The sequence below is a fragment of the Cytobacillus sp. IB215665 genome (genome assembly GCF_033963835.1).
Taxonomy (GTDB): Bacteria; Bacillota; Bacilli; order Bacillales; family SM2101; genus Nanhaiella.
Genome location: NZ_JAXBME010000010.1, coordinates 39,139 through 63,764, shown reverse-complemented (window position 1 = coordinate 63,764; position 24,626 = coordinate 39,139). Strand labels below are relative to the sequence as shown.

Below are 24,626 nucleotides of genomic sequence, written 5' to 3'. Positions count from 1 at the left end.
TTTTTGTTATACGAATTAATTTATTGAGGTGATTTTATTTTGACAACCGCTGTAATTGATGTAAAAACCCATAGTTTGATAACTACAATACCAACGGGGTTTAATTCTTCATCTGCCTTTACACCTGACGGTAAAAATTTTTATGTGGCTAATGGCTCTAATTCAAATTCTGTTTCAGCTATAGATACAAACACTCATTCTATTATTGCTTCCATTGCAATCGGTAGTATACCTGTAGAAGTAGCTATCACTACAGATGGAAAACTGGTTTATGTTATTAATCGTGACGATAATACTCTTTCTGTTATTAACTTGAAAACTCATTCTCTTATTTCTACAGTTTTAACCGATGAACTACCTGAAGGTATTGTTTTCTCTCCAGATGGGAAATTAGCTTACATTGTTAACTCTAATCCTGCCGGCACCATTACTGTCATGGATGTTAGCACACATTCTATTATTTCTTCTGTATCTATTGGTGACATTCCTATTGATGTTACTTTCACTCCTGATGGAAAACTAGCATACGTGACTATTCGTGATTCTAATACAGTTTCCGTTATTAATGTAACTACTCATTCTGTTATTGCTACTACCACTGTTGGTGTGCAACCGAATGTAGTTGCTTTTACTCCCAATGGAAAAATAGCTTATATTGCTATTTCTAACATTAATAAAAATCTTTATGTCATTGATGTTAAAACTCATTCTGTTATTGCTACTGTTCAAATCGATGGTGATCAAACCGATGTTGCTTTTACTCCTGATGGCAATTTTGCTTATGTTGTAAGTAAATTTACTGGTATTGTTTCTGTTATTAGTGTCAAAACTCATTCTGTTATTGCTACAATACCTGTTGGTACCGAACCGATATTTGTCGTCTTTACTTCTGATGGCAAGTTAGCCTACGTAAGTAATAGTAGAGGTAAATCCGTTTCTGTTATTGATACTAAGACACATGCAATTATTGCCACCATTGACATGCCTTTTAATGAATTATCTGGTTTTATTTCCTTCACACCTGACGATAAATTAGCCTACGTCGTCGAGCTATCCGATGAAGCATAGTTAATAAATAACAGGTATAAGTTACATTATGTTTACTAACCATCAACAAATTAGAAATAACTTATAATTACTAAGTGTTATTAAACATGTTATAAATATCCATATAGCGGTGTATTATGTCAGAAAAACCTTCTAACAAAGAAATTTAGAACCTTAACATAGAGGAACTTACAAACGCTCAGTCTATTTCCTATGTTTTCATTCTAGTTTTTTCCTTTTTATTAATTTTTTTGCTCCTTTTGAGTGACTAGGTTTATTTAAAGATTAACCATTAGTGTTTTTTTGTATTTGGAAGCATAGCTTTTTTGTATGGATCAGTATGGCTTTCATCAACAATTGGCTTAGTTCATGTTAGAGAGTAGATAATTTCATAATTATTCAAATAATAGTTTTATATACAATATTATCGTGGTTGAATACTCAATCTACACCTTTTCAAGTGTCCTTTTGTTATAATAGACAATATGTTTATTTTTCACATCAACTTTTTTAACAGGAGCGTGTTTTAAAATGAGATTTGATGCATTTACACCATTGATGGGGTTATTTTTTAATTTCCTTTCTTTTATAGTCGGAATGGTTATTTTATATTGGGTGATTAAACTTGCTGTTAAGAACGCCATCAATGAATCAAAAATGAATAAATAGCAAACATGTATCGTTTTTTTCACCTTCAGATTTTTTATAGGTGTTATTAGCAAACGTTTTTGCTATTAAGTCTTATAAAACTTGTGTGTTTCATCTAGTACATACATAAGTTATTTTCTCGAACCTGTTTTTAATACATCGTTTGATATCTCTAAAATACTATGCTTATTAAGTTCGTCTCCACTGTTTGTAGAAACATTAATTTTATCAGTTGCCATTAAATTATCATTGATCTCAGTGATCATACCTATTAATCCAATCCTTCATTAAAGCTAAATATTTTAAAGGAATTTCTTAACATTTAAAGAATTATATAGTGATGAATGTAAAGAAAGGACTTTATTAAATGTTTAATTCTCTCGAAAAAGTAACCACCCTTTTTCTTAGCGTGTGGGGAATTGTTATCATTATTGAATTTATTTTTAATCTAGGTATAACAAATTATCCTATATTTGATAACCCCATATTTGGTTTAGTTTCATTATTTTTTCTTTCGGTTTTTATATTTTCAAAAATAAAAAAGTTGTTAGTTAAAAAAGATAAGGAACTAAAAAAGCCCATAATTTGATTTTATGGGCTTAATTCAAGCGGTCATTTATTAACATCTCCTTATCAATGCGTTGTTCATCACATTTCGATACTACTCATTGACTTTGTTAATAAAGTTTTTACCCCACCTAAATGGTGGGCGCTTGAAATACATCTTACAAACAAAAGTAAGTAACAAAGCCTAATTGCCATGTTGTAACTGTTATTTATAAGAAGGTTATTTTTCGTTCTATGAGGATATTAAGTATTCAATAGAGATTGAGGCATTTTTCCTTCTCTTAAAACTATAGAAATCATATAAACATACTTCCACTCATATTTAACGTTGTTTACAAAAAGATCCTTACGATAAAATTCTTTAAGTAAAACAAATTATCGGAAACCTACTTTTCCGTGCTACGACAATGCCTTCCTTACACTTAAAATATACTTGGACTGATCTAATGGGTTTACTCCTCTTCGTATTCTTGTAGCCAATACTCCTTCGGGACATTCTTGATAACTATGAAAATTGGTCGTAATTGTCCCTTGGCCTTTTGTATAAGACGCTAATTGAACCGCATATTCCATAGAAGTCGCCAATGGTATTATTCCCTCTATGATCATTCGATCTTCAAATTGATTTGGTGAATCAAATGTTGCCCGCATTAATGATAGATCATGAAGCACCTTCCCTCCAAATTGTTCAGGCACAGATATTCTAAAGTTCAACATAGGTTCTAGTAACTTCGTACCTGTATTACTTAACCCTTGCATGATACCCATAGGTGTCGCGACAGCAAAATCAAGAGGGTGTGTATGGACAACGTGATGTTCTCCTTCAATTAAGGTAATTTTTAGATCCACTACATTCCAACCACATAACCCTTGTTCCAAAGCTTCTGGAATTCTTCTAGCCACCTCATTTTGATAGCGTTCTAATAATTCTTCTTTGCGCACAACAGAATGATAGATAACCCCACTTCCTCTTTCGCCTGGCTCTATTTTAAAACGTAATACAGCCCAGCATGGTTTAGGCATCGTATAGCGGATAAGTCCTTCACCTGATTTTCTTGGTGTCTCCTGATAAATAACAGCAGGTTGTCCAAATCCAACTTTCAGCTGATATCGGTTTTCCATAATAGATTTAAGAATCTCGAGCTGAATTTTCCCCATCACTTTAATATGAAGCTCTCTATCCTCTTGTTGCCACTGTAGATCTAATAAAGGATCCTCATCAACAAGCTCCTGAAACGCCTTTACAACAGCAGGATAATCCCCTTCTTTTTCCCATTCAACTTTTACAGTCAGAAGAGGTACCGCCATATGAGGGTGCTGTGGAATCCCTTTTGTACCGCCTAATATATCACCTATCATCACATGATTCAATCCAGTCAGCGCAGCTATATCACCTGCTTGAAGCTCTCGTAAATCTTCACTTTTGTTACCTTTGACTTTACGAATTTGAGTCACTTTCTCCTCAATATTTTGAGTAACATTTGTGATCGTATTCCGATTTTGTATGCTTCCTTCAAAAAGCCTAACGTACGCTAGCCTGCCCAATTTCTTATCTCTTTCTATTTTAAATACCACCCCAGCTAAAGGGGCATTCTTTGATCCTTTTGGCTGAGGCAGGTAATCGACCATGGCATCCATAAGTTCTTTTATCCCAATACCTTTATTTGATGCACCAAACAAAATAGGAAATAAATCACAGCTTGCAGCTAACAAATTGATTTTCTCTTTTAAAAGGTCGTTTGTTATTCCTTCTCCTTCTAAAAATTTATGTAAGATCGAATCATCATGTTCTGATACAGCTTCAACAAGCTGCTCATAGAAATCATGTTCATCGTTCATTAACAAAGAGGTGACACCTGTAAAAGTGTGTTCATACCCTTGCGCAAATTGTATAGGCACACAAGAATTAGTTAAGTTACGTTGAATTTCAGCCATAACTCGACGGGGATTTGCTCCAATTCTATCAAGTTTGTTAACATAAATTAATGTTGGAATGTTAAGCTTACGAAGTGCATGCCAAACAACTTCTGTTTGAGGTTGAACACCTTCTACTGCACAGATGATAAGTATTGCTCCATCCATGACTCGTAGGCTACGTTCAACCTCTGACAAAAAATCAACGTGACCTGGAGTATCAACAATATTTATAACCGTATCTTTCCAAGTCAATTCAGTTGCTGCAGCAGTAACTGATATACCTCTTGCTTTTTCAACTTCTAGCCAGTCAGTTTGGGTCGTGCCTGTATCAACATTACCTAAGGAACGTATTTGACCACTTTGATATAACATCTGTTCTGTTGTAGTTGTTTTCCCAGCATCAATGTGTGCAAAAATACCGATATTTCTTCTTTTCTGAGAGGTTAACAATTCTAGATCACCTATTTCATCATCTTATTACTTGGCTTTTATCACATGTATCGTTGTTCTTAAAAGAAAATTAATGTATAAAGCGCATTTTATAATAGAACAACTTGCATTAAATATTATAATTTAGAAACAAGAGTAACAAAGTTTACAAAAAGAGCCCTTCACTAATATCTTCATTTCATATTGTATCAGCTGTTAGTAGACAATGTCATTGTGAAACAACTTCATATCGGTATTATTTTCTCATCTAAACTTCCTATTAACTTAACCTGTGTACCCCTTGTTCTAAAATGAAACTCTAGGAATATCTATATTTAATTCCATGATAACCTGCTTTATGATGTGCAATAATTGATAATCATGCCACCTTTTCCCCACACATTGTACACCAATCGGTAGGTTTTCATCAATTAGCTGAATTGGAATCGTCACTACTGGATTTGCTAAAACATTAAATAAATTCGTATATGCAGTTGTTGCTTGCCAATAATCCATCGGCTTTTCATCAACATACACAGGTTTTTTATATATTGGTTGATACCCGATCATTTTTTCTTTTGTGATATGCTGGAATGCTGGTGTAACACTAACAGGTAAAATAAACATATCATAAGGGTCAAGAAACATATCAAATGATGAAATGAGATCTTCCCTTTGAGTTAACGTTCTCATATAGTTTTTAAAGGTTAGTGGCATCAACTTACTAGATGTCGGGTATTTCCGTTGAATATTTTTAGTAATTAAGTGTTCAAGTTTCCTTAATAAGGCAGGTTGATTTGAGTTCAATTCCGCATCAATGATTTTGCCCCACGTTTCCCAAACTTTATTAGTACTCACTGGAAACTGCTCTATTTTAACAGTTTGTATGCCTACGGATTCTAGCTTTTTCACATATTGATGGATGGAAGTTTTCATTTGCTTACTGACAGGAACATCTGGTAGCTCATCCATCCAGGCTATCTTAACGTTTGCTAGTTTTACTTCAATCTGTTTTTCAGTAACTAAGCTGGGTACCTTCATGTCATTACTGTCTGTCCCAGCAATGATACCATAAGATAAAATTAAATCATCAATAGACCTAGCTATAGGTCCGTAGCAAGCTAAATGCCTTGATGAACGATAGTTTGCTTGTGTTGCATTCTCCATAGGTAAGTGACCGAAGGATGACACTGAGTGCTCTGTCGGTTTTAAGCTATACACTCCACAATAATGTGCAGGCACTCTTAAAGACCCTCCTATATCACTCCCAATATCTAAAAAGGTAAAACTAGCTGCTACTGCCGCAGCCCCACCACCACTACTTCCACCAGGGGTACGTTTCAAGTCCCAAGGGTTATTGGTCCTTCCGTATATGTCGTTATCTGTTTGTAAATCCATTAGTAAAGGTGGGACATTAGTTTTACCTATAATAATGGCTCCAGCTTCTTTTAACCGGCGTACAACAGTAGCATCAAAATTTGTCTCATAATCTTTGAGTGGCATAAAGCCACTTGTTGTTTTCATTCCTTTGACTGCATACGATTCTTTTAATGTTACCGGAACCCCATGTAAAGGACCAAGCTTCGTACCTTCTTTCAAAAGTTGATCTGCTTTTTTTGCATTATTTATCAGCTGATCAACATCTACATTTACAACTGCATTTACACTCACATCAAATTGTTGAATTCTTCGAACGATCTCTCGTGCCACCTGCTCAGAAGTCAACTCCCCATTTGCAATTAATTTAGCAATCTTATTTGCTGAAAAAAATAAAAAATCATCTCGTGTCATGTTCCTCTCTCCCTTCATATTAAAGATAAAGGTAAAAAGAAACAAAAACTTGATGATTAATGCTAAAGTGACCCATATTTAAGCATAAGGTATAAGACACATTACTTACTTGTAATTGGAATACATATTTGTATCGTTTGTTTTGTACCTTCCTCAAAAGAACGATACCTCTCAAAATCAAATAAGCCATTAGCAAGATATTTAGACTTTGGTAACCATACCCCATAAATGTATTCATACGATAGTGGTAACTCTTTTGCCAATCCTTGGTGAGTAAAAATGAGATAATTATTTTTAGGCAATATAACTTCCTTTAATTCTTGATTAGGAAGTTGTACAATTTCAGCTTTCTCAACAGCAGCTATATATTTAAAATCAATTTCTAATCCAAATGACTCAGGATAATGCAAAACGCCATAAACATACATATCTCTTTTATCATATATATCGATATCCCTACGTAGTTTAGACCAGCTTGCATATATTTCTTCATGTGATGTATTTGATGCCATATAGCCTGTAAGTCGAAGCTCTTCCAACATAACTTCCTCAATATCTCCTAATATATTATTATTTTTATTTGTAAGATATTGTACATCAATTGGATTTTTGTAGATAAATTCTGTTGTTACTCCAGTTTGTCTAAATTGATATGGGCTCATTTTATACCTTTTATTGAAAGCCCTAGTGAAAACTTCATGTGATTCATACCCGAGCTGTAAAGCAATTTGTAAAATACTCATAGAATCGTTCACTAAAAGGGTAGCCGCTTCAGCTAATCTTCTATTCATTATATATTGACCTACAGTTTCCCCAACCACTTGATGAAATAGTCTTTGAAAATGAAACTTTGAGTAACCGCTAAAACGGCTAATATCTTCTATCGTCAATTTGTTTGTTAAATTATTTTCTATGTAATTAATAGTTTTTGAAAGGTTTTCTATATATTCCATAAACAATCCCTTCATGTAAAATTTTTTTCATATGAATTGATCAGCACAGAAAGAAAGGTTGGTTAATACTATTAATTTTTGTTTTTTCGAAAGACATTAAACAAGTATTCATTTGACGTTCACGGTATCTTTTTAATAATGGTAACCGCTAAAATCACAATAAGCTGTTTCCAATTTAGTTTCAATTACGACAAGGCTTATGACAAGAACCTAAAGAAAAAAGGATAGACGTGTATACTTTATCTATCCTTTCCACTTCCACTTATATAATTATTTATACATAGTTGCAATTTGACGTTGCAACTCATCATCTTCAATATATTCATCAAAAGTAATTTGTTTATCAATAACTCCGCTCGGTGTAACTTCAATGATGCGATTGGCAATCGATTGAACAAATTGATGATCATGTGACGTGAACAACATGGATCCTTTAAAGGCGATGAGACCATTATTGACTGCTGTAATAGATTCTAAGTCAAGATGGTTCGTTGGCTCATCAAGAATTAATACATTTGCACTGCTAAGCATCATTTTTGACAACATACAGCGAACCTTTTCTCCTCCAGATAAAACGCTAGCCTTTTTCAATACTTCTTCACCAGAGAATAGCATTCTACCTAAAAAACCGCGTAGGAAACTTTCACTTTCATCTTGTGGTGAAAACTGACGTAGCCATTCAACTAAATTAAGATCACTATTTTCAAAAAATGCTGAGTTATCCTTAGGAAAATAAGCTTGTGAAGTAGTTACTCCCCATTTAAACGAGCCGCTATCAGGCTCCATTTCACCCATCAGAATTTTAAGTAACGTCGTGTTCGCAACTTCATTACGACCTACTAGCGCAATTTTATCATCTTTGTTCATTGTAAAGCTAACGTTATTAAGTACTTTTTCACCATCAAGTGTCTTTGTCAAGCCTTCTACTCGTAGGAGGTCGTTGCCTATCTCTCTTTCTGGCGAAAAGCCGACAAACGGATATCTTCTAGATGAAGGTTTAATATCATCAAGAGAAATTTTGTCTAATAGCTTTTTCCTAGAGGTAGCTTGTTTTGATTTAGATGCATTTGCACTAAAACGTGCAATAAAGCTTTGTAATTCTTTAATTTTTTCTTCTTTTTTCTTATTAGCATCCTGAGCCATTTTTAAGGCAAGTTGACTAGATTCATACCAAAAATCATAGTTCCCTACATAGATTTGGATTTTCCCAAAGTCTAAATCTGCCATATGTGTACAAACCTTATTTAAAAAGTGACGGTCATGTGAGACAACAATCACGGTATTTTCAAAATTAATTAAGAATTCTTCTAACCATTGGATCGCTTTCATATCAAGGTGGTTAGTAGGCTCATCTAGTAATAGAACATCAGGTTTACCAAAAAGTGCTTGCGCTAATAAAACCTTTACTTTTTCTCCACCTGCTAAATCACTCATTTTCTTCGCATGAAGGTCTTCACCAATACCTAGTCCATTTAATAATGTTGCTGCTTCTGACTCTGCTTCCCAACCATTTAGTTCAGCAAACTCACCTTCAAGCTCTGCCGCCTTGATACCATCTTCATCTGAAAAATCAGCCTTCATATAGATAGCATCCTTCTCCTGCATCACTTCATACAATCGTTCATGCCCCATAATAACAACTTTTAAAACTTCATGTTCTTCATACTCGAAGTGATTTTGCTTTAACACCGCTAGACGTTCACCTGGTGTCATGTGTATATCACCAGTTTGCGCTTCAACTTCTCCAGATAATATCTTCAAAAAGGTTGATTTACCTGCACCATTTGCTCCAATTAAGCCATAGCAATTACCAGGCGTGAATTTTATATTAACATCCTCAAATAGCTTACGGTCACCGTAACGTAAGCTTACATTTGTAACTGTAATCATTTACGTTCCTCCATTTTATAATACATCCTTACTATTATATCATCGTCAGTTATAAACTACTAGGAGTGATATTAAAAAAGACGATAACGCCATAAAATTGGCGTTATCTACGTATTTCTCATTTAAACGTATTTTTGATCTTTTCCGCATTAAGTGTTGTATCTTTCATGATAGCAGCAATCTTTTGATTATCTGTAGTTAATGTTTCAATCGTAGCACTCATTTCCTCTAAGCTAGCTGTTGACTGTTCGATAATAGCTGCTAACTCATTTGTTGAAAGCTCCACATCGGTTGTTTTTTCTTTCATATCATTAGCAAAACGAGTAACCTCAATAAATTCATCAGTACGTTTTTCTAATGTATCTTTTACGTCTCTAAAAATATTAGAAACAACTTGAGTAGATTCAACACCTTGATTAATACTAGTACTACTTTCATGCATTTTACCTACAGCACTATCGTTACTTTCGTTGAGTTTTGTAAGGTTTATATTAATTTTTTCAGTCGTCTCTTTCGTTACATCTGCTAATTTACGAATTTCTGATGCTACTACCGAAAATCCCTTTCCTGCTTCCCCTGCTCTAGCAGCTTCAATAGATGCATTTAGTGCCAATAAACCAATTTGTCCAGTTATCCCATCAATGGTTGAGGTTAAATCATTGGTTTCTGAAATCGTTTCAGAAAGAACATGAAAGGTTTGCTGTAAATCAGTAATCGTCTCCTTTAAACGATCCATTTCCTGTTGGAAGTTTTCAATTGTGGAATAGCCGTCAGTCACAGTTACACTAGTTTGCTCTGTTTCAGATTGTAAATTCGCCGTTAAACGATGCAACTGATCCATAGATTGCATCGTTGCTAATGAAATATGAGCAACATCGCTAATTTGTTCAGATTGTGATTGACTTCCTGCAGAAACTTCTTGAATTGCTATCTTCATTTCGTTGTGCGAAGTTAAACTCGTTTGAATTTGGTTATTTACTGTAGAAATAGCATCTACAATTTGAGCCACATTTGTCTCCATATGCTGTTTCTGAATACTCCTATGCTCAGCTTCTTTCTCAACTTGTGTAAGAACTTGTTGTAAATGATAAAACAGTTTGTTATTTAAATGAATAATCACTCCAAGAGCAATCCCGCTTAAAATATGTACTAATAATATGGTTACTAAACCTTGTTCAGCTGGAGATATGATTAACGTGGTAATTAAACCAATTCCACCTAAAATAAAACCTAAAATATAATACAACTTATTTAAGTGAATAGCTGAAACCAAATTTAGAAATAACAGCACAACAATGACATCTATATTAATACCAAACAAGAAAATGTAACCAATAGTAAATGAATAAGTAATGATTAAGGCTATAGCTGGGAATAGGTTATGTTTCTTAATTAATAAATGGATAACCACAAACAATAGGATGAGCAAGATTAGCTCAAGCCCAAAATAGATGGTCTTTGGCATTTGCTGTGTTGATAAGGCTTTCCCTATGGTTGCTAGTAAAGAAATTGCAATTACTATTAACATTAAGGCATTTTTCTTTTTCAAATCAGTATTTCGTAATTGTTCTAAAGCAATCATTAAATGTCCCCCATTAAATAGCTTGATATAGGTATATTTTACTATATGACTGAACTCTAGTAAACGTTTGTAATGATATCCAAAGGATAACAGAGGAAATCCACTCAACAAATGAATTCTGTACTACATCGTATCTACTATTTAATTAATCAGCTTTTTAACTAAAACAAAACATTACTAACACAAGCTAGGTCAATACCTCTCATAGCCTCTAACTTTGGACAGTAAGTAATTATTAACTATCCTTCTTGGAACGAGAGGTTTCTACTAATAATCCGTTTTGAAAAACAGCTTCATCATCGGAATATTCAAAGAGCATTTCACACATTATTTTAATAATAACTTTCTCGAAATTACTAATAGGGTCAGTAATATCCATTCTACTATTATCTACAAAATTAATTAATTCCAAATAGGCAACATCAACTCGACCATATCTAGCATTCTCAATAAATTTCTCAAAAGTTTTTATATGACTTGGATAAATCATAGCGTTACTATAGTACTCTTTGTCACTTTCTTGTTGTTCATTAATGCCATCAAGCTGGATTAAGTTTAATTCAGTATATAACCATCGAACACTATCAATTTTCTTTTGTTTATCAAGTTTAATCGCTTTTCTCATTTGATCTAGTATTTTCACTCGTTGTTCATTTACAGTATATTTTGTCATAATTTCTAATATTTTTTCTTTTATATCTTTGTTTAACGAAGAGATCTCTTTTGAATCTAACATCGTATATGTCAAAGTATCATTAATAACGTAATAACTAATTTCAGCAGCTCTTAATTGTTCTCTTATATCATCTATAGCTAATACTCCTATGTTATTTTCTATCGTTTTTATTTTCTGATAGATCGATCGTAATAAATGAGCATAACCAGATTCAAATTCTTTTTGAAGCTGTATATCTTTCTTTGTTAATTTAAATTTCACTTTCTAATCTCCTTTGTTAAAACAAAATGGCTATATTGTTATACACTTATTAACTTTGTTAAGGATTAAGCTATAATTGTATGGCTAAATCATCCATATTAAAATGCTTTAAAAAAAGCGATCTGGTCCGTTGTCACTTGTTCCTAGTTACAACCAGATGATGCTATATAGAACTGTTATCTTTTAAAAATAAAAAAGATGCTACGGACACTAATTAAATATTGCGATAACATTTACATTTCTTATACAAAATATAACCTTATTTTCCTATACATGATAAAAATTCTATCAAATAACACTCACAAAAATCTCACAATCTTCTTGACGTTTATGTACTTTCCTAATACTGGTGACATATCCTATATTTATGTTGATTTCTTGTTACTATAAAAGTACTATATTAGATAAATAGCATAACCTCAGAAAGATACTTTTCCCCAAGGAGAACTAGAATGTTGAAAAAAGTTATATTTGTTGCCATTTTCATTATTGTAAGTTTCATAACACTATACTTTCCTCTAAGCGCAAAGCATAAAAACGCTTTAATGAATGTTGAAGATTATGTCATATATTATGGCCATGTAAACGACAAGCTTGTTAAGGAACTTAGTTCATACGATTTAATCATCATAGAACCTCACCAAATGACAACAGAACAAGTTCAAACAATTAAAGATAGCGGAACAATCGTTTTAGGTTATATTAGCATGATGGAATTAGCAACATGGAATGAAGATTTTGTAACAAAAGTACAACAGGATGACTACCTAATCATTAATAATGAGAGAGTATACGTTGAAGATTGGGATACATATTTAATGGATATTTCAAAACCACATTATCAGCAGTTATTAATAGACGAAATACATATTGAGATCATCCAAAAAAACCTTGATGGTATTTTTATAGATACAATTGGTGATATCGATGACTTTTTTTATGATCAACCACATATTGCTAATAAGCTTCGTGATAGCTATGTAGAGCTGCTGAATACCGTCAATGAACAACATTCAGACCTGCTGTTGTTACAAAATTGGGGATTTGAAACGTTTAAAGAAGCCTCAAAGGATTATGTGGATGGAATCATGTGGGAAGACTTTGACAAAAGGAAGTTAGAGAATAGTTCCTGGGGGCAACAATGGATTGCATTTTTTAAAGATATAAAAAAGAATGAAAAAGTTGCAGTTTTTACAGTTGCACCTGATAATAAAGGCGTTAAATATAGCAAGCAACAACAGTTTGTTCCTTTCAAAAATGAAAGTAGTATATACGATGAAATGAACTAAAGATGACCTTAATACTCTACATTGCAATTGTTACCTGATTAACACTACAAGAAATAGTTTTATACAATCGTCATTAATTAAAGATGGAACAAACTTTAGATGTGTCCGTATTTATTTCCTAGTTAGAACAATTAATAAAGGTGTCAAGTCATATATTTCTTATGACTTGACACCTTTATATAAATTAAGAAGCATAATCTCCACTATACTGTACGAGTGACACATCACCCACACCATCAATACTTGCTAGTTTATGGACAAAGGATGTATTGTCTACTTTAAGCTTTATTTTCACTGTTAGTTCAGTGCGCTGCTTCCTTACAATCTTTGATTTAAGAGAATAGTTCAATTTGTTCAGCTGTTCCTTAATCAAATCATTTGCCTGTTCATCATAATGAACAACTAATAAATACGTGACATGTTTCCATTTCTTCTTGGAAAGAACATATACGACTATAGCTACGAAAAGAGAGCCAAATATTGCAACTGTATATACACCTGCTCCTATTGCTATTCCACAAGTAATCGCCCAAAACATAAATACAATGTCAAGTGGATCTTTTATTGCTGTACGGAAACGAACAATACTCAATGCGCCAACCATACCTAATGATAGAACAATATTTGTACTAATTGTCATAATGACTAATGATGTAATCATAGTCATCAATACGAGTGTCACATTAAAATTATTGCTATAAACGACACTTTTAAACGTCTTCAAGTATACGAAATATATGAATAATCCTAGTAGTGTAGAACATACTATACCGATCAAGATAGTCATAATCGATACATTCCCAAAGCTATCTAGTTTTAATACGCTATTTTTTAAAATATCATTAAAATTAAATTGTCCTTCCATATACTATACTCCTTTATTTATTGATGATAATATTGAATACGATTCTCTCTGCAAATGACATATTTAGATATTGCTGATCTATGGTGACTGTCAAGCTGTAATATATCACGAATATAATCTGGCAAATATGAATTATATTTCACTTCCATAATCATTAGAGGGTACTTTAATACTTCATAAGTTACCAAATCTGGATTAAACAGATCTGTAGAATTGTTACTCGTACTCAAATATTTATCAAACGTAATTCTCACATCTTCAATATGCTCTATATAAGCTTCTCTTACATAATCGACAATAACTTTTGGTGACATATGTTCACTTCTTAAATACAAGTAAAAGTCCTTCGCAAGCGTACTTTCCTTACTTCTCAAAAAGTCATAATCCCAACCGAGCAGTTTATCAAATTCATTTTTTGTTAACTTTAAAGATTCCTTACAAACATACTCACCGTATCGACTTTTCTTTTCCAGTTTAATAATTTTATCACTGTAATTATAAATACGAATACGAAACTTCTTTCTTTTATATATACCATACGTCTTTTCAAAAAGGTCATTATCAACACAGTTATCAAAATATAAGCTCCGAATATGGTAGCCTTCTTCATCAATTGCGTTATGATCTCTCTGTAAAATTGTTTGAAGCTTTTCTCTTAAAATATTGTATTCTGACACATTAATATAAAATTTCAATTCATGACGTAACTTTTTCATACAACCTTCCTTTTATATACCAATTAATCTTTATTTGTATGCTTCCACATTTGCTGGTGGTACTTCCGATAAGATGAGAATAGAATATCCTGATTATTGGAAGTAAGTTCTTTCAAGCTATATCATTGAACATGAAAAGCTAGTATTCCGAAATACTTTACACCATCGGAATCTTCATATTGATCAAATGCATATTGTACATTTCCTTTACTATCGATAGCAGTCACTCTCAAAAAATATTGGCCTGGGTCTAATTGATCAATACTAGATTTTGTATCTATCATATCTTTCTTTTCATAAACGATATCTAGGAAGGAGGGATCACGACTAACTTGAACAACATAAGAAATATCATCGCCTTGAACATCATATGAGGGATCCCAAGTTAATAAATAACTACCGTTACCTTCATGAGTAACCCCTAGAAAAAAAGGCATTGGTTTCTCAAGATTAGTAAAATAGCTTTTCATATTTTGTTCAGTAACATTCACCATTGAATAATAACTATCATCAAAATTAGCTATATTCACACGTAAATAAGATAAATCTGGAGCACTATTTACAAATTTATAAACTGTATTGTAATATTCGTCTAACATTTTCCTTGTTTGATTCGGATTTATAGTTTGAGAGAGTTCCTCAATCTTCTTAGTTAGTGCGTCTACATTAGTTGGGTCCTTAAAAAAACGATTATGTAATACTGACCCCCAATAATTCGATAATCCAGTATGCCATTCTGGATATTGTCTTACTTCACCCTCTTCAATAGGCTCTCGCCAAGCACCATCATAATCCCACGGGAGAAAATACCATTTTTTTGAATTGATTGGGCTGTACAAATAGTAATTTTGTGTCATAATATCTGTGTTTCCTACTAGTATATTTGCAGCTACCCATGTCAAATAATTTTCTTTATCGAAATGTTCATTGACAACATCATTTATGTTCAATGTTTTATTATTCACATCATCAAGCATGTCTAATAGTTGTTGATGATCTTTACTGCCCTTGTTTTCTAAAATACTCTCAAATTGACCCTTATCAAATAATGGATCAGATTCAAGCCTTAACTGTTCTGGATAACGGTAAAATTCAAAATTTGAAGCTTTATATAAATTGCCATTCGGATCAAGGCCATGTGATGCTAAGAAACGTTCATTTACTTGCTCTACATGGGTAAATAATCCATAGTCTTCAAATTGTTCATTTGTTCTTCCTGAAGTTAGGTCCTTTACATATAACTGAACAAATTGTGTTCTCACACTCGTCAAATTAGCTATTTCAGTAAAATAATCAAAAGAAAGTTTGTTGCGAACTCTCGTAGGGTCATACGGATGTTTATTTAGATTGAGTGTTTTTTGACCTCTCCAAAGTCCTGCTCGATCATGCAAGTTTATCTTATAAGATTTTTGTGGTGCAATTCTAGTAGATTTCCCTCTTATACTAATTGATGCATTCGCATCTGATGTTCCTGTATGATTGAAGCTACCATTTATCGGCCCATCATCATTTCCTTCTTGAATAATAATATCTAACTTAGGAGATTCTGTTTGGCTATTATAGATGCTGTACCAATTATTTAGCTCGTAAAATGAAACCGGATCATTACTCTGGTTGTCTCCTAGTATTGTAACGTAGAGCGTTACAACTGAGTCTCGCTCATAAAAATCATAAAGACGATTATCTTCACTTATCCCGCTAGATATTACTACTTCTTGTGTATTTTCCTTAGTTTGTGCTTCATTGATGCTATCATTACTACAACTTGCAACAACAAATATTGTTGCAATACTGTAAATAATGACTATAAATTTATTACTTATCATGCCATCCCCCACCACTCGATACAATCTCTATTCATACTGTTTTCTCATACGTTTGAATAAGTTCCCAACCTTTTTAGGTTTTTCTTTATTTAATATAGGTTGCGAACAGAAAGTATAGTAATCTATATTATTTAAGTAGCTTGTGAGCTTCCATAATCCAAAGATTAATGCACCACATGCGACGATAAAAACAGCATACCCATAAATGTCATAACGATTTAAAACAGCTGTCAAAACCATACTTCCCACAGTGTAAACAACCGTGGTTAAGCAAGCCCCTTTTTGATCGTCGAAATATAATAGTATTAAAACAACAGTATACATCATGATAAAAAATAAATTTCCAAGTACTAAAATAGTAAAAATATGCATTTGTTCAAACGTAAAACCGAGTGTTGGTAAATACTTCAAACCTAATGCAATCGAACATATGACTACAAGCAATTGTATTTCTGTAATAAATGTCAGCTCTAACGATAAAGTTTTAAACATCGTTTTTTTTGCCGATAAAATATCCTTTAACGGAAATGAATTTAAAATCCGATCATAGTATGAGCGATAAGTTTTGTAAAATGATGTTTCTAATGAAACGACAAATAGTACCATAGCTGGGAGAACACTTAAATAAGCAAAGAAAACAGGTACATCATAATAAGGTGCAACTGTGAACGTTTCTTCCACCGTATATTGAACCTTACTATGCCATATTATTAAAGTATGCCCATACAGACCTAGTGTATAAAGCAACCCACATACGAACAAATAGGGATATAGCCTCATGTATGAAAAGAATAAGAAGTATTTTTCATTATTAACGTGAAAAAATGCTCGAATATAATGTGTAAACCGAATAACCATAATAGCAAAACCAATATCGAGGCAAATAAACATCGCTGTTGCACTATATATTTTCAAAGCATATATGCAAATACTAATTAAAGCTATAGAGACAACTACTCCTACTACAAAGCTCCTCACTATCTTCATATAGTCCTTTAATGCAGATACATACATACACTGAATCCAAATGATGATCAGTTCCACGAAAAAAATATAGGATACAACCTTAAATGTAAAATTCATTGGCGAAAATAAATAAAACAAGAATGCACTGACAGCACCAATCGTTACGCAAATGCAAATGACTCCATACATTGATGACAAAATGTAATCATACTTCTTCAAAAAGATATGGTCAGCAACATACCTAGAAATAATCAAGTTAAATCCACCTGTGATAATCTGTGAAAAAATGAGTGCATATTGTGCTGCAGCTAAAAACTTCTCTCTTTCTACAAATGGGGTATCAGCATATATTAATAATTGTTGCGCAAAGGTTAATAACAATATACATAAAGCAAGAGGGCCAACAGTTACGATTGTTGAATAACTATAAGCCTTAACTTGATTCAAAATACCTTGTTCATTAAAAAGCTTCTTTAATTGAAAACCTATTCCTGCCATTAATTTATCACCGTTTTATTATAAAGTTGTTTATAATTATCGATAAATGTTTCTTTTTGGTAAAAAGTTCTCACACGTTTTTTACCATTTTCTCCATAGCTTTTTCTAAGCTTAGCATTTTCACATAGTTTAATAATTGCTTGTCCCATCATGACATATTGCATCATAGGAACGATAATACCTGCAGCCCCCAGATCATCAGCTTCACCCATTAACAGCCCTTTACAATTACCTACATCAGTGGCTACAAATGGCTTACCACAAGCCATTCCTTCTAAAATAGCTAATGGTTGTCCTTCGCTTATGCTTGATAAAACAAGGATATCTAATTGCATTATATAATCTTTGATATTTACTTCACCTGTAAATATCACATCTTTAAGGTGCAAACTATTTACGAGCTGTACACATTCCTCGTAATATTCCTTATCTTCATCAAGCGGTCCTAAAATATAGAACTTTGCATTCGGCACTGAAGCCTTTACTATGGAGAAACTTTGAAGCATCGTTTTTATATCTTTAATTGGAACAACTCGAACAATCGCACCTATAAAAATGTCATCTTTAGACTTCTCTTGCTTTAATGATAATGCTTCGAAATTTTTTATATCAATTCCATTTGGTATAATTGATATTTTATTTTCTGCACAACCTAGTTCAATTTGAATTTCTTTGTTTTTATTAAATAAAGTAACAATGTTATTCGCGTAGGAATACGTACAATTTGACATATTATAAAAATATTGAATCCATAAATCTTTAAAATACCCTTTTACCCATTTCGCTTTAATAATTTCCTCCTCTCTTTCTCTTGTATAAATGCCATGCTCTGTTAAAACTAATGGTTTATCATATAAAAAACTTCCTAAACTGCCAATTACTCCTGCGTATCCGGTAGATACACTATGGTATATGTCAGCCTCTGGCAAAGAATTTTTAATCGCCAAAAACAAAGGTAAAACCATTGAGCGTAATGTCCAAAACATTTCAGTAAAAGGGATTTCACTATATTTTTCCAAACAAATTTCTTGAACAATCTCAAAAAAGTCTCTACTCTTTAGAAAACTAGTAACAGATTTAATTCTATGACTAGAAAATAATGAAAAAAGGACATCCCACTTAGTTGTTCTACTATCAAGTAAAGATCTGATAGCTGCTTTTTCCTCTAAAGAAAGATTATAGCGACCTCCCCATTGATCTCCGTTCTCATCAAATTCATCGAGAAAAGTCTCTACTACATGACTTACATTATTCGGCAAGCTATACTTAAATTTCCCTTTTAATTTTTTTTCTGCTCCGATCGTATAAACGATAAATTCGTGCTCTGATATATTTGATATTAACGATTGAATCCAACTCGATACTCCGCCTGTAATATAAGGGTATGAACCTTCAGCAACCAAACAAATTTTCATATTAATCTACCAACCCAATCTCTATTATCATATCTTTTGTCGATACGACATAAATATCGTCATCCACTTTTGTAACTGTACAATTTTTCAAACTAGTAATTTTCTTGTTTGTACGTAATAAGAATTTCATTTCTTGTGCAAAACGATCAACATAAGCAATGATACGATCACTATCTTGCTTAATAAATACTTCGGCATTTAAGTAATTTGCCATTTGAATACTAGCATTTGATGCAGTTCTACTCTGTAACCAAGGATAATCAGCATGTAAATCGCTTAACATTCCATTATACTCTTTTGAAAGTGTTGACCAACTTTTAGAAAAAGAACGATTTTCATCAAAAATATCGTCAGGGTGAATAAAATGTGAAAAAACGCCGATTGATGTAATGGCATTAGCGATCGCCCATTTATTTTTCTCGGAATATTCATATCCTGAAGTAATCCTTGGTAGGTTGTTATGTGTGCTTGTCGCTTCAAATTCTTGTATCTTTGAATATCCTACATCATCCTCTAAATACAATGATGAAATTGTGTTGATAGTGGGTATCGATTCTAGTAGTGCTTGCACACCCTCATCGCTGATCCTATTAGACGGAGGCACGTATGTTGTAAGCGGATAATTTGGAAAACTCTGCTTTACAAAGCTCTCGACCGTTTGTAATGCTAACACCATATCACCCATTGAATTCCAAGCGTTGTACCCCAAATCTACTACAGCGGCTGGATCTGTAGTTAAAGACTGGTGATTATATCCGTGAACACCTAATTCTCCTCCCATTTTCAATAATTCTCTACCGTACCGAATAAGTGTACTACGATCGGATCCAATATCATTAAATGGAGCTTTCACGACGTCATTATATGTTTCAATTAATACACCAGTATATACTACATCATACTTTGCTGCTCCACTTAAAATATCAGGCCACCAAATGTCTTCAAAAAAGCTTTTTATATCCCTTCGATATTCTTCAAATATTCCCTCATGGTACCCAGCTTGGATTGGAGCAGGAAAATCATCTAAGTATAGGACTTTCATATCCAAAATAGGATAAATAAAATCATCATTTAGCATACTTAATGCACCAGAAATCAACCCTCTATTTTCTTTTGTACTTAGCATCGTGCCATTAAAAACGATGAATTTTCCGTTATTAAATGACATACTCCACATAAGAGGAGTATCATCATCAGACGTTGCAAGAACGTCTGCTTTGCTTTCCAAGCCAACAGCTAAGGAAGAATTTTTCGCAATATTTTCTGCTCCAATCGTTAACTCTCGCTGATTAATAAGGATGTTAGAAGTAAGTTTTATTCCCTCTAGAGTAATAAAATCTCCTACTTCATATATTCCAAGTTTTCGGTAAACATTATAAAGTGAATTGTCTATTTCAGGGCGCATTGCAAACAATATTTTCCCACCATTTGAGGTATATTCCATTAATTGATCCAAAGTAGGAATCTTGCTAATTTCTTCTAATGCTATAATGACATTCTTGTATTGATCAATTTGCTCAGGGACAAGTGAATGAGGTATGACTTCCACCTTTTTCTTCATATATAATAAAGTTTGTTGGATATTATCCTTTAACAACACACTCTCACGGCTACCTTCATTATATATAAGTAAATATTCTTCAGCTTGTATTTCATTTAAAACATCTACAGGCAATCGTTCATAACTCATCTGCCCACTATTCTTTAGTTGTGAACTACCCGGTACAATTGTAAGGATAAGATCTGAACGAACTATTCCTAAAAATATTCCTGCTAAAAAAACAGACAAGATAATTAAATGAACTGTTTTCCCAATTCGAAACTTATAATTCATCTCAGCCTACACTCCCTTTCAACCAATACCTCATTTTATTCAAACCTAAAGGAGTTAGCCTGACAGGTGAATTTCTAAGCATATTCAATATTTCGTTAAATTTTTCTTGATCTTTTAAGATATAATATAGTTTCATTGTAATAAAATACGCTTCTTCTTCATTAAAGCAGTAGTTCATAAACAGTTCACAATACTTTTCTGCAACTTTTAACTCTCCAAGCTGTAAATCACATTCTATTTTTTCAATGTAATTTTCCTTATTATTTGGCTCTATATCAATGATCTTTTCCAACACTTGAGAGTATTGATACAGATATTGCAATTCCGCCCGCTCATCTAAGATTCCAAGATCAATATACTGTCTTAGTACTTGTGCATAGTTCTTCAATATTGATACATCCGTAGGAGTTATTTCTAATTGTAGCTCCAGCTTTTGAAGAGAGTTTAACAAGGAGCTATTGACTTCTAAAATGGCTGACGCTGCGTAATGTGAAGTTTCAGTATCATCATTCTTTATCGCGGCTTGTAATATATCTCCTTGTATTAATGAATCTGTTTTTAAAACATCGAGGAGCATTTTCCTTTTCGTTTTATTATCATTTAAAATCAACACATCCTTAATGGGTACAACATTTATCTCTTTTTCTTTATTTACACTTGTTAGTATATCCTTATCAATTTTTTCTCTGTGAATAATTGATTCGAATTTTCGATTACTTATGTTACCATCGTGTCGTTCTTTTTTGTTCATCATATGGATGAGGATTATGCCAACAAAGGGACAGCATAAGAGAATAGTTAGGTTAACTATTGTTCCTCTCTTTTTCCACCTAAAAAAACAAGAAAAATATATTAAAGAAGCGACATAGTACGCAAACAGTGCACTAAGCATACATTTCTTCCTCTTTAATTTGAATTTCACCTAATAATGGTTTAATTCGTTTCATAACCGTTAAAGCATCCTCTTTATTAGTATTTGAAAGTAGGATCCAATAATTATCATCGTTATCAATTCCAATAAAGTCTGTCTCACGAAGACTATTAGCTACTTTTATAGCTGCCTGTTGTACTATTTCAGTATTTGATTCAAGCTTTAATAAAGTGAAAGGGATATTTAATTGCTCCTTTGCTTTCCTCTTACTAATCATCGCTTTAGTTAAGTATTCTGGTTTTAATACTCTAGTATTTAGAATATATCTCTCTAATTTAGTGGCATTGACATAATCAAAGGCTCGTGTTATTGAAGATGAAATTAAATTAATGACAACTTGAAACAAGTTTTCATAGTATAATGTTAAGTTATTAAAATCCGTATCATTTATACAAATAATTGCAACTGGCTTGTTATCTTTCATAATGGGCGCAATCATCAAAGGTGTATGTGGATCTAAACTTCGATTTATATAAATCTGCTTCTTTTTCATCACATCAGTAATTGCACTCGAATCCTTCACCTTGATCGAGGAGGGGAATGTTAAGTGGGGGTGACTCGACTTTGATATTAATCGCAAGTATTCTTCACTATTTCCAACTAAATAAATAGCAGCTTCCTCAGTTTTCATAATGGTCTCAAGTACACTGATCACACCATTAAAAATTTCATCAGGCTCTAAACTATCAATTTTTTTAATAATTTGATAGATTTCACCTACACTTTGCTCTGAATGTAAAATTTGAGTTTGTAATTGTTCTTTAATATTTTTAGTTTCAGTATATATTCCATTTAGCAATTGATATTTTTCCTCAAACAATTTTAATTCTGATATTGCATGTTGTTCCCTAACATTCTTTTTTTCAATAACATATCCGATAATGAGTCCTACAAAAATATAAACTGCAAATTGAATGAGCGTGCTATTATCAGTAAATAAAGCAACTATTTCTCTTCCATTTTGCAGGCCTTCCCAAATATATATCATAATTGAAAGAGCACAGGCTATCATGACCTGATTTTTGCCTAATACAACCCCAACGATTAATATATATAATAGAAGAATATCGATTTGACCAAATAATAAATCGAATTTGATATAAGCTAATGCACTTACTATAAACAAAATCAAATTTTCTATAATGGGGAATATAGTTGTTTCAGACATTTTTTGAAATAAACTTTTTTTCCTTACTGCTTTGTTATTTACACTTTGTTTCTTCTTATCTTTAAACCAATGGTATGTCTTTTCAAGTCCTTCTTCTAGCTGATATTTCGGTAGCCAATCGAACTCTCTTTTAATACGTTCATTTTCTAACCTAGAATTTTTTATATCTCCCTCTCTAGCTTTTTTATGAACAAGGCCAGTTAGTGTCTCCAATTGTTCTAGGGCTGCTACAAGTTGATTAATGCTATTCTCCGTATTTGTAGATAAATTATATATGCCAGTTGTATCACTCATAACCCCACGATAAATGGCTTCAGAGACATCTTCAACGTAAATGAAATCCCGTGTTTGACTACCATCACCAAAAACTTCAATCGTCTGCTTATTTATTAACTTATTTAAAAAAATAGAGACAACTCCACCTTCACCATCATTGTTTTGTTTTGGGCCATAAACATTTGAAAAACGTAAACACAAAGTGTTTATACCATAATTTCCTGACCAAAATTGACAATATGATTCACCCATCAGTTTGCTCATTCCATAAGGTGAAGAAGGATTACATTTTTCGTCTTCAGTTAAGGGTAGTGCAGGATTATTACCGTATACTGCAGCTGAAGAAGCAAATACAAATGAAGATACTTTATACTTCTTTGCTAGTTGCAACATATTTATAACACCTAAGACATTCACCTTTGAATCATAAGTCGGACTTTCAACTGATGTCTTAACATCTACTTGAGCAGCTAAATGAATGACAACATCAAAATGATTTGCTCTAAAAACCTCTTCGCATTTTTCATCTTCAATATGTAATAAATAAGATTGATGTCTAAAATGAATATTTTCTTTATGACCAGTAGACAAATTGTCAAGTATATGAACCTCGTGTCCTTCTCTATAAAATTTTTCAGCTACAAAAGACCCGATAAACCCATAGCCACCTGTAATCAATACCTTCATACTATGCCTCCATGCCTAAAAACGAAATTCATTTGCTACTATTGTAACATTTACATTTAATGGTTTAATACATTTTTCCCATTTTCAAATAATAACAGAATGACCTCACAAAATACTCACAGGTTTTAATGACGTATAACATACAAGTAAAAAAAACAGATCGATGGCGTGTGTTCTTGCTCTCTAACTGTTTTTATGGATCTTTTCGTAAACTTTGTTGCTATAGTTCCTAAAATCGAATATAAAAATGTCGTTTTATTCAACAGTCATCGTTTTATAGGAGAAAAGAGAAACCTAGTTGTATACGTCTTTATTTTGTAATACAAAAACAACATTATATTCGAAAGCAGTCTTACTAATAGGAGGCAATCGTACAGCCTACAGCATGTACTAA

At 32.7% G+C, this 24,626-nt stretch carries 18 protein-coding genes; 3 read left to right on the top strand and 15 right to left on the bottom strand.

Features of this window, described 5'->3' with window-relative positions:
- The first annotated feature begins 39 nt into the window (after positions 1-39).
- Together SLH52_RS13030 and SLH52_RS13025 are read left to right on the top strand one after the other, a co-directional pair.
- The gene (locus SLH52_RS13030) at positions 40-1,068 is read left to right on the top strand and encodes a YncE family protein (protein WP_320209711.1); all 1,029 of its coding nucleotides are present in this window, start codon (positions 40-42) and stop codon (positions 1,066-1,068) included.
- A 510-nt stretch (positions 1,069-1,578) separates the two neighbouring features.
- Positions 1,579-1,716 carry a hypothetical protein gene (locus tag SLH52_RS13025; RefSeq protein WP_320209710.1) on the top strand — a complete coding sequence of 46 codons (138 nt, stop codon included), beginning with the start codon at positions 1,579-1,581 and terminating at the stop codon, positions 1,714-1,716.
- Between the two features lie 110 nt (positions 1,717-1,826).
- Here the strand turns inward: SLH52_RS13025 and SLH52_RS13020 are convergent, their stop codons facing one another.
- From SLH52_RS13020 to SLH52_RS12990, 7 genes are all read right to left on the bottom strand, one after another.
- On the bottom strand, positions 1,827-1,961 hold the full coding sequence (locus SLH52_RS13020) for a hypothetical protein (RefSeq protein WP_320209709.1): 135 nt from the start codon (positions 1,959-1,961) through the stop codon (positions 1,827-1,829).
- Positions 1,962-2,661: 700 nt separating this feature from the next.
- A complete protein-coding gene (locus tag SLH52_RS13015) occupies positions 2,662-4,629 on the bottom strand; it encodes a translation factor GTPase family protein (RefSeq protein ID WP_320209708.1) in 1,968 nt (655 codons plus the stop codon).
- A 285-nt stretch (positions 4,630-4,914) separates the two neighbouring features.
- Positions 4,915-6,399 (bottom strand): amidase, encoded by a 1,485-nt coding sequence (locus SLH52_RS13010; RefSeq protein WP_320209707.1) that lies wholly within the window; start codon positions 6,397-6,399, stop codon positions 4,915-4,917.
- Positions 6,400-6,500: 101 nt separating this feature from the next.
- The gene (locus tag SLH52_RS13005) at positions 6,501-7,352 is read right to left on the bottom strand and encodes an AraC family transcriptional regulator (protein WP_320209706.1); all 852 of its coding nucleotides are present in this window, start codon (positions 7,350-7,352) and stop codon (positions 6,501-6,503) included.
- 270 nt (positions 7,353-7,622) lie between these two features.
- On the bottom strand, positions 7,623-9,242 hold the full coding sequence (locus SLH52_RS13000) for an ABC-F family ATP-binding cassette domain-containing protein (protein WP_320209705.1): 1,620 nt from the start codon (positions 9,240-9,242) through the stop codon (positions 7,623-7,625).
- Between the two features lie 118 nt (positions 9,243-9,360).
- Positions 9,361-10,824 carry a methyl-accepting chemotaxis protein gene (locus SLH52_RS12995; RefSeq protein WP_320209704.1) on the bottom strand — a complete coding sequence of 488 codons (1,464 nt, stop codon included), beginning with the start codon at positions 10,822-10,824 and terminating at the stop codon, positions 9,361-9,363.
- Positions 10,825-11,059: 235 nt separating this feature from the next.
- Complete coding sequence (locus SLH52_RS12990) at positions 11,060-11,761, bottom strand: hypothetical protein (RefSeq protein WP_320209703.1); 702 nt, start codon at positions 11,759-11,761, stop codon at positions 11,060-11,062.
- A 452-nt stretch (positions 11,762-12,213) separates the two neighbouring features.
- Between SLH52_RS12990 and SLH52_RS12985 the strand changes: the two genes are divergently transcribed.
- Positions 12,214-13,050, top strand: a complete 837-nt coding sequence (locus SLH52_RS12985; RefSeq protein WP_320209702.1) for a putative glycoside hydrolase — start codon at positions 12,214-12,216, stop codon at positions 13,048-13,050.
- A 184-nt stretch (positions 13,051-13,234) separates the two neighbouring features.
- On the opposite strand, the gene SLH52_RS12980 is transcribed toward SLH52_RS12985, so the two are convergent.
- From SLH52_RS12980 to SLH52_RS12945, 8 genes are all read right to left on the bottom strand, one after another.
- Positions 13,235-13,915 (bottom strand): DUF4956 domain-containing protein, encoded by a 681-nt coding sequence (locus SLH52_RS12980; protein WP_320209701.1) that lies wholly within the window; start codon positions 13,913-13,915, stop codon positions 13,235-13,237.
- Between the two features lie 17 nt (positions 13,916-13,932).
- Positions 13,933-14,631 carry a polyphosphate polymerase domain-containing protein gene (locus tag SLH52_RS12975; protein ID WP_320209700.1) on the bottom strand — a complete coding sequence of 233 codons (699 nt, stop codon included), beginning with the start codon at positions 14,629-14,631 and terminating at the stop codon, positions 13,933-13,935.
- A 122-nt stretch (positions 14,632-14,753) separates the two neighbouring features.
- Positions 14,754-16,457 carry a CotH kinase family protein gene (locus tag SLH52_RS12970; protein ID WP_320209699.1) on the bottom strand — a complete coding sequence of 568 codons (1,704 nt, stop codon included), beginning with the start codon at positions 16,455-16,457 and terminating at the stop codon, positions 14,754-14,756.
- 27 nt (positions 16,458-16,484) lie between these two features.
- Positions 16,485-17,921 (bottom strand): exopolysaccharide Pel transporter PelG, encoded by a 1,437-nt coding sequence (gene pelG, locus SLH52_RS12965; protein ID WP_320209698.1) that lies wholly within the window; start codon positions 17,919-17,921, stop codon positions 16,485-16,487.
- Positions 17,921-19,336 (bottom strand): GT4 family glycosyltransferase PelF, encoded by a 1,416-nt coding sequence (gene pelF / locus SLH52_RS12960; RefSeq protein ID WP_320209697.1) that lies wholly within the window; start codon positions 19,334-19,336, stop codon positions 17,921-17,923. Before pelF ends, pelG begins: the two co-directional genes overlap by 1 nt.
- 1 nt (position 19,337) lies before the next feature.
- Positions 19,338-21,170, bottom strand: a complete 1,833-nt coding sequence (locus SLH52_RS12955) for a DUF2194 domain-containing protein (protein ID WP_320209696.1) — start codon at positions 21,168-21,170, stop codon at positions 19,338-19,340.
- Between the two features lies 1 nt (position 21,171).
- Entirely contained in the window at positions 21,172-22,062 is an 891-nt protein-coding gene (locus SLH52_RS12950) for a hypothetical protein (RefSeq protein WP_320209695.1), read from the bottom strand.
- Positions 22,055-24,232: an NAD-dependent epimerase/dehydratase family protein gene (locus tag SLH52_RS12945; protein WP_320209694.1), complete on the bottom strand. Its 2,178-nt coding sequence runs from the start codon at positions 24,230-24,232 to the stop codon at positions 22,055-22,057. The genes SLH52_RS12950 and SLH52_RS12945 overlap by 8 nt, the downstream gene beginning before the upstream one ends.
- Positions 24,233-24,626: the final 394 nt, after the last annotated feature.